The following is a 14,376-nucleotide window of genomic DNA, read 5'->3' as shown; positions in this document are numbered from 1 at the left end:
GGCCCGGCGCCCCGCGGCACCCCGGAGTTGAATGTGCGGGCCCTCGCGCCGCGTGGTGGACTGGAAAGGCAACGGGGGACGGCGAGCGTCGTCCGCGGGTCGCTGCCGGGGCGCGGACGGGCGAGCGGTTCCGGTTCCCCTGCGCCTCACGAGGAGAAGTCATGGACAGCGTCGAAGAGATGGGGCCCGTCGACTACCTGGTCATCGAGTTCCCCGGCAACCGGATGACGGGAGAGGCGTTCCCGCTGCTGGTCGACCTCGTCGACCGGGGGATCGTCCGGATCATCGACCTCGCCTTCGTGCGGAAGGATACCGACGGCTCGGTCGTCGCACTGGAGTTGCAGGACGTCGGCGGCGAGACCGACCTGACCGTCTTCGAGGGAGCCTCGGCCCGTGTGCTCGACCAGAGCGACCTGGAGGAGGCGGCCAACGCCCTGGAGGCCGGCAACTCCGCCGCGGTGCTGGTCTACGAGAACCTGTGGGCCGCTCCCCTGGCCGGCGCGCTCAGGCGCAGCGGGGCCCAGCTCGTCGCGAGCGGCCGTATTCCGGTGCAGGCTCTGCTGGCGGCGTTGGACGCCACGGAGCAGACGGTGCCGCCCGGGGGCTCCGCGGCCGCCTGAACCGGGGTGTCCCGCATTCCGCCGCATCGACCATGGGAGATGACCGAACATGCCCGGACTGCTCCGCGGTGTCGCCCGCACGGCCGTCGTCGCCGGTACCGCCACCGCCGTGTCCAACCGCGTTTCACGGCGGCAGGCCGGCCGGTGGGCCCAACAGGACTACGAGCGGCAGCAACAGTACGCACAGCAGCAGTACGCGCAACAGCAACAGGCGCCGCCCGCTCCCGCCGCACCGCCGACCGCCGCCGACGACATGACCGAGAAGATCGACCAGCTCAAACAGCTGGCGGATCTGAAGGCCCAGGGAGTCCTGACGGACGAGGAGTTCGCGAACCAGAAGCGCCTACTCCTGGGCTGAGCCCCGGCCCGGCGACGATCCGCGGCATTGGGGGCGGCCACCGGCTCTCATGGTCCGCCTTCGCTCGGGCGGCCGGCTGGTCGGGTCCGGCCGCCGGGTCAGTGGGCGCGGCCACCCGTCATCGACGAGTGAGTGCTTGTCATGACCATCAAGGGCGGCTTCCGGTTGCACGGACGCGGCACCTAATCCAGCCGGGACCCCTGTCGAGCGGACCCCGATCACGAGATATCTTGATGTCGAGCAATGTTGCAGACGTGGAGCGGAGCACCCGGTGACTGACTCGACCATCATCTACACCTACACAGACGAGGCCCCGGCCCTGGCGACGCATTCGTTCCTGCCGGTGATCCAGGCGTACGCCTCGCAGGCCGGTGTGCCCGTGACGACCCGGGACATCTCGCTGGCCGGGCGCATCATCGCCCACTTCCCGGAGTACCTGAACGAGGACCAGCGCATCCCGGACGCGCTGGCCGAGCTGGGTGACCTGGCCAAGACTCCCGAGGCCAACATCGTCAAGCTGCCGAACATCTCGGCGTCCATCCCGCAGCTGCGCGCCGCCGTCGCCGAGCTGCAGGGCAAGGGCTACGCGCTGCCGGACTACCCGGACGACCCGAAGACCGACGAGGAGCGCGAGATCCGCGCCCGCTACGACAAGGTCAAGGGCTCCGCCGTCAACCCGGTCCTGCGTGAGGGCAACTCCGACCGCCGCGCCCCGGCCTCGGTGAAGAACTACGCCAAGACCCACCCGCACCGCATGGGCGCCTGGACCCCCGAGTCCAGGACCAATGTGGCGACGATGGGCGAGAACGACTTCGCCTCCACCGAGAAGTCCGTGGTCATCGCCGAGGACGGCACGCTCCGCTTCGAGCTTGTCGGCGCGGACGGCTCCACCACCGAGCTGCGCGCGCCCCTGCCGGTCATCGCCGGCGAGGTGGTCGACGCCTCCGTCATGCGCGTCGCCGAGCTGGAGCAGTTCCTCGCCGCGCAGGTCGCCCGCGCCAAGCAGGAGGGCGTCCTGTTCTCGGTGCACCTGAAGGCCACGATGATGAAGGTCTCCGACCCGATCATCTTCGGTCACGTGGTGCGCGCCTTCTTCCCGAAGACGTTCGCGAAGTACGGCGAGACCCTGAAGGCGGCCGGCCTCACCCCGAACGACGGCCTCGGCGGCATCCTCAAGGGCCTGGACAGCCTGCCCGAGGGCGCCGAGATCAAGGCCTCCTTCGACGCCGAGCTCGCCGAGGGCCCGGCCCTGGCGATGGTCGACTCCGACAAGGGCATCACCAACCTGCACGTGCCCTCGGACGTCATCGTGGACGCCTCCATGCCGGCCATGATCCGCACCTCCGGTCACATGTGGGGCCCGGACGGCCAGGAGGCCGACACCCTCGCCGTCATCCCGGACTCCTCCTACGCCGGTGTCTACCAGGCCGTCATCGAGGACTGCCGGGCCAACGGCGCCTACGACCCGTCCACCATGGGCTCGGTCCCGAACGTCGGCCTCATGGCGCAGAAGGCCGAGGAGTACGGCTCCCACGACAAGACCTTCGAGATCCCGGCCGCCGGCACGGTCCGCCTGGTCGACCAGGCCGGCAACGTGCTCATCGAGCAGCCGGTCTCCGCGGGCGACATCTTCCGCGCCTGCCAGACCAAGGACGCCCCGATCCGCGACTGGGTCAAGCTGGCCGTCACCCGCGCCCGTGCCACCGGCGATCCGGCGGTGTTCTGGCTGGACGAGAACCGCGCCCACGACGCGCAGCTCATCGCCAAGGTGAAGCAGTACCTGCCGGAGCACGACACCGAGGGCCTGGACATCAGGATCCTGTCCCCGGTCGAGGCCGCCAAGCTCTCGGTGGAGCGCATCCGCCGCGGCGAGAACACCATCTCGGTCACCGGCAACGTCCTGCGTGACTACCTGACCGACCTCTTCCCGATCCTGGAGCTGGGCACCAGCGCCAAGATGCTGTCGGTCGTCCCGCTGATGGCGGGCGGCGGCCTGTTCGAGACGGGCGCCGGTGGCTCCGCGCCGAAGCACGTCCAGCAGCTGGTCAAGGAGAACTACCTGCGCTGGGACTCCCTCGGTGAGTTCTTCGCGCTCGTGCCCTCCTTCGAGCAGTACGCGACGGCCACCGGCAACGCCCGCGCCAAGGTCCTCGCCGACACCCTCGACCGCGCCACGGCGACCTTCCTCAACGAGGACAAGTCCCCGACCCGTCGCGTCGGCGGCATCGACAACCGCGGCAGCCACTTCTACCTGTCCCTGTACTGGGCGCAGGAGCTGGCCCGGCAGACCGACGACGCCGACCTGGCCAAGGCCTTCGCGCCGCTCGCCGAGACCCTCGCCGCGAACGAGCAGAAGATCGTGGACGAGCTGATCGCCGTCCAGGGCAAGCCGGCCGACATCGGCGGCTACTACCAGGTCGACAAGGCCAAGGCGGACGCGATCATGCGCCCGTCGGCCACCTGGAACGAGGCGCTGGCGTCCCTGAGCTAGTGCCTGCGGCGCCCGAGCCGCTCACGTGAGGGAACTTCCGCCCCGGTCGGTGCCCCGGCCGGGGCGGAGGCGTGTCCGGGCACCGCCCGCGTGCGGGAGCAAGGCCGGCCGTCACCACTCCCGGGTGGCGATCAGCTCTTCCGCGTCCGCGTCGTCGAAGCCGTAGGCGCGCGCGACGAACCAGAAGTCTTCGCCTATCTCCTCGCGGGCGACGGTCTCGATCTCGCTGCCGGCCGCCTCGAACTCGGCCTCCAGCGTGTTGAACTCCTCGGTGGCGGCCTGCGTCAGCCGGTACAGCGCGCCCAGATCGATGGGCCGCTCGGCCTCGATGCGCGCGCACAGGGCGAGCAGGATCGCCCGGCCCTTGTCCACGACGTGGTCCGGGAAGTACCCGTCCCGGTACAGCCCGTCCAGGAAGGCGTGCCCCGCCACCTGGGGATTGCTGATCTGCATGCTCCGGTCCCGCCCCTCGCCCGCTGTCGATGTGACACCTTGATCCTGCACCACGCCACTGACAACGTCCCCTGGAGCAGCCCGTGACCTGGTCCGGTCCCTCGTACGAACTCCTCCCCGGTGACCCCGCCTCGCCCGTGCTGCTGCACGTGCCGCACTCCGCGCGGGCGATCCCCGAGGACGTGCGCCGGGGGATCGTGCTGGACGACACCGCGCTGGAACGGGAGCTGGACCACATCACGGACGCGCACACCGCCGAACTCGCCGAACGGGCCGCCCAGTCGGTCGGCGTCACGCCCTGGCGGTTCGTGAACCGGCTCTCCCGGCTGGTCGTTGATCCCGAGCGGTTCCCGGACGCACGGGAGGAGATGACGGCCGTCGGCATGGGCGCCGTGTACACGCGGACCACGCACCGAGGCGAGCTGCGGCCTGCGGACACCGACCCGGAGCCGCTGCTGGCGCGGTACTTCCGGCCGTACGCGCGGGCCATGGCCGAGGCGGTGGCCGACCGGCTGGCCGCGACCGGGCGGGCCGTGGTGATCGACGTGCACTCCTATCCGACCGAGCCCCTGCCCTACGAGCTGCACGGCGCCGGGCCGCGTCCGCCGGTGTGCCTGGGCACGGATTCCTTCCACACCCCGCCGGAGCTGGTCCGAGCGGCTCTGAAGGCGTTCGCGGACTGCGGGGAGACCGGGCTGGACAGCCCGTTCGCGGGGACGTACGTACCCCTGGAGTTCTACGGCGCCGACGCCCGGGTCAGCGCCCTGATGGTGGAGATCCGCCGGGACACCTACATGGCGGAGCCGGGCGGAGCGGCGGGGCCGGGCCTGGACCGCCTGGCCGCGGCGCTGGCCGAACTGATCGAAGCGACCTGAGCGCGGCGCACCGAAGCCGCGCACGCCCGACGGCACACAGCCCCACCCCCATGGGTGCCCGGCCCCACCACTCGGAGCAGCACCGCAGGACAGCCGGAGGCACCCGTACCAGGCTGGACGGCATGACCGAGGAGACCACGCTCACCGGCCACGCCCCGCCGCCCGTACGGGACTGGTCCACGCCCGACCTGGACGGAACCGACTTCGACCCGGTCCTCGCCGGCCTGATGCGCGAGGGCCCGCTGACCCGGATCCGGCTGCCGTTCGGCGAGGGCTGGGCGTGGCTGGCGACCCGCTACGCCGACGTGAAGCTGATCACCAACGACCCTCGGTTCAGCCGCACCGAGGTGACCCGCCGTCAGGTGACCCGGATGGCACCGAACTTCGCGCCCCGCCCGGGCTCGCTCGCCTGGGCCGACCAGCCCGACCACAACCGGCTGCGCAAGCCGGTCGCCGGCGCCTTCACGGTGAGCGCCATGAAGCGGCTGCGGCCCCGTGCTCAGCAGATCCTGGACGAGCTGGTGGACGGCGTCGTACGGGACGGGCCGCCGGCCGATCTGATCGAGCGGGTGCTGGAGCCGTTCCCGCTCACCGTGGTCAGCGAGGTGATGGGCGTGGCCGCCGCCGACCGGGAGCAGGTGCACGCCTGGACCCGGGAGATCATCTCCACCAACGGGGCCGAGGCGGCCGGCCGGGCCAAGGAGGGCCTGTACGGGTGGATCACCACGACCGTCCGCGCCCGCGCCCACAGCCCCGGCGAGGATGTCTACTCGATGCTGGGCGGGGCCGTCGCGCGCGGCGAGATCAGCGAGGAGGAGGCCGTCGGGCTGGCCGGCCCGCTGCAGATCGGCGGCGAGGCCGTCACGCACAACTGCGGGCAGATGCTGTACCTGGTGCTGACCCGGCCGGAGCTGATGGAGCGGATGCGGGGGCGGCCCGAGGCCCGCGGACCCGTGCTGGACGAGCTGCTGAGGTGGATTCCCCACCGCAGCTCGGTCGGGCTCGCCCGGATCGCGTTGGAGGACGTGGAGATCGCCGGCCACCGGATCGCGGCGGGCGAGCCGGTCTACGTCTCCTACCTCGCCGCCAACCGCGACCCGGCCGTCTTCCCGGACCCGGACCGCATCGACCCCGACCGCGAGCCCAACCCGCACGTGGCGTTCGGCAACGGCCCGCACTTCTGCACCGGCACGCTGCTCGCCCGGCTGCAGACCGAGCTGTTGGTCGACACCCTGCTGGAGCGGCTGCCCGGTCTGCGGCTCGCGGTACCCGCCGAGGAGGTGCGATGGCGCCACCGGACGATGATCCGCGGACCGCGCACACTCCCCGTGACCTGGGCCGCCTGACCCGGTTCAGGGTCGCGGCGGGCGAGCCGGTCCATGTCTCCTACCCCCGGACGCTGCCGGTGACCTGGGCCTCCTGAGCGGGTTACGCCCGCAGCCACTCCGTGACGATCACCTCCGTGCCGGTCCGCAGCCTGAGGGCGAACGGGCCGGCCGGTGGGGTGTCGCTGGTGAAACGGCCGAGGGTGTCGACGGTGACCGGACGGGCGGTCTGGGGGCCGCCGAGCACCTCGATGCGCGCGGTCTGCGGCGGCAGCACCTGGCCGATCAGTCCGTCCTCGGTGACCTCGACGTCGACGGTGACCTCGCCCGCGCTGAACGTCAGCATCCGCGGGGCGTCCGGCACGCCCCTGACCGGCAGCGCGTCCACGAGCGAGTCGAAGGTCAGCTCGGCGATCCTCGCGTCCAGGTCGTGCAACGCGTAGGCGTCCAGGGCCAGTTGCCGCAGGGCGTCCGGGACCGGGTCGAGGACGGCGGCCGCCTGGCGCAGCTCCTCCTCCAGCAGGCAGTCCGCCAACTCCTCGTCCGCCGCGCCCGGTTCTGGGAACCGATGGTCGTCGTTCACGCCGCACCCCGTGCGTTCATCCGGGCCCGCAGCCGGCGCAGACAGCGCTGGCGCAGCGGTCCGATGCTGCCGACCGCGATGCCGAGCGCGGCCGAGATCTCACCGTAGCTGGGCGGCGGGGAGGAGACCAGCACGCGCAGCAGCTGCCGGCAGCGCTCCCCCATTCCGTCCAGCTCCTGCCACAGGCGGCGCACCCGCTCGGCCCGGTCCGCCGCGTCCTCCGAGTCGATCAGCGACTCCTCCGGGGTCCGCTCTTCACTGGCCCGGTCCAGCACCCGCGGATCGTCCGTCAGGGTCAGCCGGGCCAGGCTCCTGAGCACTTTCAGGCACTCGTGGCGGGCCGTACTGGCCAGCCAGGAACCCGCCTTGTCGGGTTCGCGGATCCGGCCCAGGTGCTGGGCGAAGCGGAACCACACGGTCTGGTAGACCTCGTGCCCGTCGGCGTCGGAGAGCCGGTGTGCGCGCACGACCGACCACACCAGCGGACTCATCCCTTCCACCAGCGCCTTCCAGGCCGCGGCGTCCCCGTCGACGGCGGACTGGACGAGCGCGCCGACCTCTGTTCGGTCCACGGCTCCACCCCTCGTGTACGGCACGTCATGGTACGCCGTGGAGCGGAGCGTTCCGGACCTCATGCGGGTACGGCCGGGGCGACGACCGGAACCGGGCGCCAGGTGGCCGGCCGCAGCGCCGTGACGTGCGCCCCGCGCACCACGGCGGTGTCGGTGGTGGACGCGAGCAGCCGGGCGAGGGCGGTGCGCGGGTCGCGCTCCCCGTGCGCCGTCATCCGGGCGGCGACCAGGCCCGCGGCGACCGGGGTGGCGAAGGAGGTGCCGCTCCACTGGGCGAGGCCGTCGAACATCACCTGGTCCGGCTTGGCCCCGGTGCTCTCCCGGCCCTCGCTCAGCACGCCGGTGTGGCGCGGGAACTGGCAGGTGCACGGATAGTCGAAGCCGAACCGGCAGGCGTCGTAGGTGGAGTGCTGGTAGACGTACGGCACGGGCGTGTCGAAGCCGGTGAGGGCGCTGGTGAGGCGCTCGCCGGGGGCGTAGACCCGCACCCAGGGGCCGTGGTTGCTGAAGCAGGCCTCGCCGTCGCCGTCCGCGCGCAGCGCGCCGACCGACAGCACGCTGTCCGCGTACTCGGGCAGGGCGGCGTAGGCGGCGGGCCAGAACGGCGTGTCACTGGCGTTGTTGCCGGCGGCTGCCACCAGCAGGGTGCCCTGCTGGCGCAGTTCGCCCATGAACGCGTCCAGGCCGATCGGCCCGGCGCCGTTCTCGGTCGTGGTGCCCGCGGAGAGGCTGATGATGTCCGGCCAGCCGCCCTGGTCGACGGCCTCGAAGAGCCGGGCGCCGAACTCGGACTCCAGGATCGCCCCGGCGTCGTTCAGGGTGCCGCGGACGGTGATCGCGGTGTTGGGTGCGACGGCCGCGAGGATCCCGGCGATGAAGGTGCCGTGGCCGACGTACTGGCGGAGCACGCCGTCGGTGTCGGTCTCGGCCGTCTGGGCGTCGCCCGTGGTGTGGGCGAGCAGTGGATAGGAACCGTGGTCGTGGACCAGTCCGGTGTCGATCACGAGGACGCCGACGGCGCCGTCCGCGTCGTAACCGCCGTCGGCGGCGGCCGGGTTGGCCGGCTGGGTGCGCGCGACGGGCGCGGGCTCGTCGGCGGGGCAGGCGTTGACCGCGATGTGCACCACGTGGTTACGGCCCACCAGCCGGCGCCCCTGGCGGTCCTCGGCCTCCCGCAGGGCGCGCAGTGCGTGCGGGACGGTGTCGTCGCCGGCGCTCGGGTCGCCGGTGCGGATGCGGGTGACACCGGTGCGGTTGGTCTCCGGGCCGTCCCGGCGGACGTGCTCGGGGTCGAGTCCCGCGGTCGCGGTGAAGTGGGCGCGCACCGCGTCCTCGACCGCGCGGGCCTCCGCACCGTCCCGGGCCAGGACGACCCCCTTCTCGTAGAGGAAGTGGGCGTCGTCGCCCGGCCCCATGGCCAGGGATACGTCCGGCATGGAGCGCTGGATGTGCTCGAACTGCTCGTGGAACCGCTGTGGAGCCATGACCTGTCCTCCCCCTGAAGACGGTGTTCGACAGTGAGAGCCGGGGGGCCACCGTCTGATACAGGTGGCCACTACCATGCGAGGCGTGACGGCGGGAAGCGAGTCGGTTCTCGAACTGCTGCCCCTGGTGTTCGCCGATCCGGGCGAGGCCCGGGCACGCGCGGAACAGGTGCTGGGGGCCTGTCCGCCGCCGCTGCACGCCAGCGTGGCCCACCAGGTGCTGGGCATCTGGCAGCGGGACTTCGGCGACCTGCGGATCGCGCTCGGGCATCTGCGCCGGGCCCGGGACCTGGCCGCGCGCGCCGAGTCGGCCGATCGCGAGGCGGATGTGCTGGCGACGCTCGGGGTCGCACTGGTGCACGCGGGGCGCACGCGGCAGGGGCTCACCTCCTTCGAGCGCGGGGTCGCGCGGGGCAGCGGACACACCCGGGCCCGGGTGCTGTACCGGCGGGCGTACGTGTGGTGGGTGCTGGGGCATCACCGGGAGGCGCTGGAGGACGTACGGCGGGCGCTGCCGGTGCTGCGGCAGGCCGGCGACGACATCTGGACCGCGCGGGCGCTGACGCTGCGGGCCACCGTGCATCTGGCGCTGGGGGCCGTGGACCGGGCGGTCGCGGACTTCACCGCGGCGGAGCGGCTGTGGGACACCACCGGCCAGGAGCACGACAAGGCCGACGCGGTGGAGAGCCGGGGCCTGGCCGCCTTCCGCTCCGGGGACATCCCGGCGGCGCTGCGGCTGCTGGACGAGGCCGAGGAGCGGTACGCGAAACTCGGCACGCCCACCTACATGCTGTCCATCCGGCGCTGCGAGGTGCTGATGGCGGCCGGTCTGGCCCCGGAGGCACTGGTCGAGGCGGACGCGACGATCGCGATGCTGGACCGGATCGGCGGGCAGTCCACCCGCAAGGCCGAACTGCTGCTCGCCGCCGCGCGGGCCGCCCGGTCGGCCGGGGACCCGCACACGGCCGTGGCCCGCGCCGCCCTCGCCGTACGGCTGTTCGCGGCGCAGCGGCGGATGTGGTGGGAGCAGCACGCCCGGCTGGTGCTGATCGAGGCGCGGGTGGCGGCCGGGCGTGGCTCGGGGCGGCTGGTCGCGGACGCGGCGGCGGTCGCCGGGAAGCTGGCCTCCTTCGGCTCGCCCGCCGCGCCGGAGGCCTCCCTGCTCGCGGGCCGGATCGCGCTCGCGCTGGGCTGGACGGCGGACGCGGAACGGCATCTGGCGGTGGCCGCGCGCAGCCGGTACGGCGGGCCGCCGCCGGCCCGGGTGACGGGCTGGGCGGCACAGGCGCTCCGGGCGCGCGCGGCCGGGTCCCGGCGAGGTGTGCTGGAGGCCTGCCGGCGCGGCCTGGACGTGCTGGACGACCACCGGATGACGCTCGGCGCCTCCGAGCTGCGGGCGTACGCCACCGCGCAAGGCGCCGAACTGGCCGCGCTGGCCCAGGAGGTGAGCCTTGCCCACGGCACGCCGCGCCGGCTGCTGGAGTGGAGCGAGCGCTGGCGGGCGACCGTACTGTCCGCGCCGTCCACCCGGCCGCCCGCCGACCCGGCGCTGCTGAGCGGCCTGACCGCCTACCGGGAGATCGCGGCCCGTGCCGAGGAGGCCCGGATGGAGGGCCGCCCGGTGCCCGCGCTGGAGCGCGAACAACGGCGCCTGGAGCGCGAGGTCCGCTCCCGCACCCGTCACATCCGCGGCTCCGCCCCGCACGAGGGCGACCGCTTCGACACCGCCCGGCTGCTGGACCGGCTCGGCGAGGCGTGCCTGGTCGAACTCGCCGTGGTCGGCGGGCGGGTGCACGTCCTGCTGTGCGGGCAGGGCCAGGTGCGGCGGTTCACCGGCGGGCCGCTGGCCGAGGCGGTGGCCGAGGCCGAGCACGTCCAGGCCGGGCTGCGGCGGCTCGCCCACCCCGGTGCCGCGGCCCGGCTGCCGCTGGTTCAGGCCGCGGGCCTGCGCCTGCAGGAACTGCTGCTGGGCGCGGCGGCGGACCGGCTCGGCGCGGGTCCGGTGGTGATCGTGCCGCCGGGGGCGCTGCACCGGGTGCCGTGGGCGCTGCTGCCCGCGCTGCGGGACCGGGTGCTCAGCGTGTCGCCGTCGGCGGGCAGCTGGCTGCGCGCCCGCGAGACCGAGCCGCCACCGGGCGGCCGGCATGTGCTGGTACGCGGGCCGGGCCTGGCGACCGGCGGAGCCGAGGTACCGGAACTGGTCGGCCGCTACGGCACGGCGACGGTCCTGGAAGGCGACCAGGCCCAGGTCCCCCGTGTCCTGGAGCAGCTGGACGGCGCGGCCCTCGCGCACCTCGCCGCCCACGGCACGTTCCGCGCCGACAGCCCGCTGTTCTCCGCCCTCCGCATGGCCGACGGCCCGCTGATCGTGCACGACTTCGAACGGCTCGCCCGCAGCCCGTACCGGATCATCCTCTCCAGCTGCGACACCGCCCGTCTCGCCTCCGTCGGCGCCGACGAACTCCTCGGCCTGGTCACGGCGTTGCTGCCGCTCGGCACGGCCGGGGTGGTGGCGAGCAGCGCCCCGGTCAACGACGCGGCGGTGGTGCCCCTGATGCTCGCGCTCCACAAGGGCCTCGATGCGGGCCTGTCCCTGGCCGAGGCCCTCCGCGACGCCCGCGCGGCCCTGCCCGAGGACCCGGTCCACCAGGCGACGGGCTGGGCGTTCGCCGCTTTCGGGGCGGCTTGAGGATCACGCCGACGCGCACAGCGACGGCAACGCTCCCCGGTCACCGGTGCCAAGGCGGCTGTAGGCGCTGTACAGATGGTTCCCCACCGTCCGCACGGACAGGGTCAGCCGCTCGGCGATCTCCCGGTTGCTCAGCCCCGATGCCGCGAGCGTCACGATCTGCCGCTGCCGGGCGGTGAGTTCGCCGAGGACCAGCCCCGCCAGGGCCGGCGTGCGAGCGCCCTGGCACCGGCGCGCGAGAGCGACCGCACGGGTACGGGAGAGCCGTGCGGCACGCGGATCGCGGTGTGCTCGTACGGCCTGCGCGTACGCTTCGGCGGCGAACAGCAGGAAGCCACGCTCCTGAAGGCTCTCGGCGGCCCGGTCCAGTCCGGCCCCGTCGCCGCGCGCCAGCGCCTCCGCGTGCCGCGCGAACACGCTGCCCGCGGGCAGCCGCCCGGCGGCCCGCTCGGGCGCCCCGAGGCGTACGGCGTCGTACCGGGCGTACACGTCACCATCGCCCGCCTCCGCCAACCCACCCTCGGCCAGCCGCAGTTCGGCACCGCACCCCGGGTCCCCCGGCACCCCTCGCAACCCCTGGCGAGCCCAGGCGGCGGCGTCCCGCAGCTCGCCCCGCAGCCGGGCGAAGCGGGCACGGACGGCGGCGTACCCGGCCGGGAGCGCGGCGCCCTCGGCCACGAGCCACTCTCCGACCGGCGTCGGCACCGGCCGGACGTCCAGCTGCTCGATCCGCCGTGCCATGGCCCGCTGTTCGGACTCCAGGGCCGGGCCGTACGCGCCGGGGACGCCGGTGGCCAGCCGGCGGGCGCGCAGCGTGCCGGCCGTGGCGCGCAGGGCGGGTCCGTGCAGGGGATGGGCGAGGGTGACCTCGCCGCTGTCGTCGTCGACGTGGATCAGGCCGTCCGTCTCCAGGCGCTCCAGGACGTCGAGGTCGAGGTCGTCCTGGGACAGGGACAACGCCAGCGGCTCGGCGAACGCCAGGCGCTCCAGCGTGTCCCGCTCTCCGGGGCCAACGCGCTCCAGCACCTGTGCGAGTCGTTCGCGTACGGCCGCGGTGACCGGCAGCGGCCCCCGCCAGGCCCGTTCGTCCGTGCCGGGCACGGGAACCAGACGCCCGGCCCTGCCCAGCGCGCCCACCAGGTCCCGCAGCAGTCGCAGATCGCCCCGGCACACCCGGTGCAGGCGGCGGACGGTGAGCGGTTCCAGGCCGGCGGTGGCGAGCAGGTGGGCCACGTCCTCGCAGGGCAGCGGTTCGAGGGCCAGCCGGGGCAGCAGCTCCCCGGTCCACAGCCGGGACACCGCACGGGGCGCGGGCCCGCCGTCCACCGCGGCCACGACCAGCCGGGTGCGGCCGTGCACGGCGAGCTGGTGGACGAGGGCGGCGGAGGCGTCGTCCAGCAGATGGGCGTCGTCCACGACGAGGAGCCGTACGCCGGACAGGATCCGCACCGCGCGGTGCAGCGAGACGGTGTCGGGCAGCAGGTGGGCGAACGCCGCGAAGGGCAGGTCCCGGGCCTCGGGCGTGCCGGTGACCAGGGCGTGCTCCGTGCCCCGGACCGCATCCGTGATCAGCCGGGTCTTGCCGTGGCCTGCCGGTCCGGTCACCACGATGCCGGGCCGGCCGGCGGCCGACGCCCCGCGCACCCGCTCCAGTTCGTCCTCCCGGCCGGTGAACGGCCAGGGGAACTCCAGCGTCCTCGCGTCCTGCTCGTAAGTCCTCACCTCATGCAGAGCGCGCGTACTCAGGTTTGATACAGGGCGACTTGAGTAGCCCCCGACTCAGGCGCCCGGCACCGGCCGGCGGGCAGGCTGGCCGCATGACCCGACGCCTCTGCTCGCTCCCGCGGCAGCCGGCCCCGTGCTTCGCACCGGGACTGACCGCCGAGCGGCTGGACGCGCTGCTCGCCGGGCGGCGGATGTGGGTCAACGGCACGGTGCTGCACTACGCCTTCTTCGACGGTTCCGACGCCTGCGCCTCCTCGGTGATCCCGGTCCCCGGGACCGGTGAACTGCGCCGGGTGCCGTGGGCCGGCGGCGAGGAGCAGCGGGACGCGGTCCGCGACGCCTTCCGCGCCTGGCAGGGGCTCGGCATCGGCGTCACGTTCGCCGAGGTCGGCGACCGGCGCGAGGCGGAGCTGCGGATCGGGTTCCAGGCCGGCGGCGGTTCCTGGTCGGCGGTGGGCCGCGAGGCGCTGTCGGTCGGCCGGAGCGAGCGCACCATGAACCTGGGTTGGGACGTGACCGGGCCCGGGGAGCGGGGGACGGTGCTGCACCAGATCGGGCACGCGCTCGGCATGGTGCACGAGCACCAGAGCCCGTACGCCGCTCTCCACTGGGACGACGAGGCCGTGTACGCCGAGCTGGCGGGTCCGCCGAACTTCTGGAGCCGGGAGACGACGTACACGAACGTGCTGCGCGAGCTGGACGCCGGTGAGGCGAGCGGCTCGGTGTGGGATCCGCAGTCGGTGATGACGTTCTCGTTCGGCCCGGGGCTGGTGCTGGAGCCGGAGCAGTACCGCGGGGGGCTGACTCCGGCCGGTGACCCGTCCCCGGCCGACAAGGAGTTCGTGCTGCGTTGGTATCCGCCCGCGCACCCGGCGGGGCCGGCCGAGCTGGTGCCGTTCCGGTCGGCGCCGCTCGGGCTCGGGCCGGGTGAGCAGGCCGACTTCGCCGTGGAGCCGCCGGAGACCCGCGACTACACCGTGGCCGCCTTCGGCGACGCCGACGCCGTGCTCGTGGTCTTCGAGGAGCGCGACGGGGTGCCGCGCTTCCTCGCGGGGCACGACGACGGCGGCACGCCGGACAACGCCGCCGTCCGGGTCCGGCTGGTCAGGGGCCGCCGCTATGTCGTCCGCGTCCGCCTCCACTCCACGTGGGGCTCGGGAGAGACGGCGGTCATGTGCTGGTGACGGCACACGGACGACAC

The 14,376-nt window shown here is 73.8% G+C and carries 12 protein-coding genes; 7 read left to right on the top strand and 5 right to left on the bottom strand.

Going from position 1 to position 14,376, the window contains the following annotated elements; genetic code table 11:
- Nucleotides 1–161 precede the first annotated feature (161 nt).
- From ACWC2T_RS31975 to ACWC2T_RS31965, 3 genes are all read left to right on the top strand, one after another.
- Nucleotides 162–620 carry a DUF6325 family protein gene (locus ACWC2T_RS31975; protein ID WP_450673824.1) on the top strand — a complete coding sequence of 153 codons (459 nt, stop codon included), beginning with the start codon at nucleotides 162–164 and terminating at the stop codon, nucleotides 618–620.
- Between the two features lie 49 nt (nucleotides 621–669).
- Nucleotides 670–978, top strand: coding sequence for an SHOCT domain-containing protein (locus tag ACWC2T_RS31970; RefSeq protein ID WP_450673823.1), 309 nt, complete (start codon nucleotides 670–672; stop codon nucleotides 976–978).
- Between the two features lie 271 nt (nucleotides 979–1,249).
- The gene (locus ACWC2T_RS31965; RefSeq protein WP_450673822.1) at nucleotides 1,250–3,469 is read left to right on the top strand and encodes an NADP-dependent isocitrate dehydrogenase; all 2,220 of its coding nucleotides are present in this window, start codon (nucleotides 1,250–1,252) and stop codon (nucleotides 3,467–3,469) included.
- Between the two features lie 111 nt (nucleotides 3,470–3,580).
- Here the strand turns inward: ACWC2T_RS31965 and ACWC2T_RS31960 are convergent, their stop codons facing one another.
- The gene (locus ACWC2T_RS31960) at nucleotides 3,581–3,922 is read right to left on the bottom strand and encodes a DUF5713 family protein (RefSeq protein ID WP_450673821.1); all 342 of its coding nucleotides are present in this window, start codon (nucleotides 3,920–3,922) and stop codon (nucleotides 3,581–3,583) included.
- 83 nt (nucleotides 3,923–4,005) lie between these two features.
- On the opposite strand from ACWC2T_RS31960, the gene ACWC2T_RS31955 reads away from it, so the two are divergent.
- Nucleotides 4,006–4,797 carry an N-formylglutamate amidohydrolase gene (locus tag ACWC2T_RS31955; protein WP_450673820.1) on the top strand — a complete coding sequence of 264 codons (792 nt, stop codon included), beginning with the start codon at nucleotides 4,006–4,008 and terminating at the stop codon, nucleotides 4,795–4,797.
- Nucleotides 4,798–4,919: 122 nt separating this feature from the next.
- Nucleotides 4,920–6,143, top strand: coding sequence for a cytochrome P450 (locus ACWC2T_RS31950; protein ID WP_450673819.1), 1,224 nt, complete (start codon nucleotides 4,920–4,922; stop codon nucleotides 6,141–6,143).
- 82 nt (nucleotides 6,144–6,225) lie between these two features.
- On the opposite strand, the gene ACWC2T_RS31945 is transcribed toward ACWC2T_RS31950, so the two are convergent.
- The 3 genes from ACWC2T_RS31945 to ACWC2T_RS31935 are packed head-to-tail and all read right to left on the bottom strand — an operon-like array spanning nucleotide 6,226 to nucleotide 8,761.
- Entirely contained in the window at nucleotides 6,226–6,705 is a 480-nt protein-coding gene (locus tag ACWC2T_RS31945) for a hypothetical protein (protein WP_450673818.1), read from the bottom strand.
- Nucleotides 6,702–7,340 carry an RNA polymerase sigma factor gene (locus tag ACWC2T_RS31940; RefSeq protein WP_450673817.1) on the bottom strand — a complete coding sequence of 213 codons (639 nt, stop codon included), beginning with the start codon at nucleotides 7,338–7,340 and terminating at the stop codon, nucleotides 6,702–6,704. Before ACWC2T_RS31940 ends, ACWC2T_RS31945 begins: the two co-directional genes overlap by 4 nt.
- Nucleotides 7,337–8,761, bottom strand: coding sequence for a S8 family peptidase (locus tag ACWC2T_RS31935; protein WP_450673816.1), 1,425 nt, complete (start codon nucleotides 8,759–8,761; stop codon nucleotides 7,337–7,339). The genes ACWC2T_RS31940 and ACWC2T_RS31935 overlap by 4 nt, the downstream gene beginning before the upstream one ends.
- A gap of 76 nt (nucleotides 8,762–8,837) precedes the next feature.
- Between ACWC2T_RS31935 and ACWC2T_RS31930 the strand changes: the two genes are divergently transcribed.
- A complete protein-coding gene (locus ACWC2T_RS31930; RefSeq protein WP_450673815.1) occupies nucleotides 8,838–11,450 on the top strand; it encodes a CHAT domain-containing protein in 2,613 nt (870 codons plus the stop codon).
- 3 nt (nucleotides 11,451–11,453) lie between these two features.
- On the opposite strand, the gene ACWC2T_RS31925 is transcribed toward ACWC2T_RS31930, so the two are convergent.
- Nucleotides 11,454–13,172: a LuxR family transcriptional regulator AbsR2 gene (locus ACWC2T_RS31925; RefSeq protein ID WP_450673814.1), complete on the bottom strand. Its 1,719-nt coding sequence runs from the start codon at nucleotides 13,170–13,172 to the stop codon at nucleotides 11,454–11,456.
- A gap of 95 nt (nucleotides 13,173–13,267) precedes the next feature.
- Between ACWC2T_RS31925 and absR1 the strand changes: the two genes are divergently transcribed.
- Entirely contained in the window at nucleotides 13,268–14,359 is a 1,092-nt protein-coding gene (gene absR1, locus ACWC2T_RS31920) for a beta-glucuronidase AbsR1 (RefSeq protein WP_450673813.1), read from the top strand.
- The last annotated feature ends 17 nt before the right edge of the window (nucleotides 14,360–14,376 follow it).

Source organism: Streptomyces sp. NPDC001393, from assembly GCF_053597455.1.
Note: the sequence above shows the minus strand (reverse complement) of the source record. Positions and strands in the feature narration are given on the sequence as shown.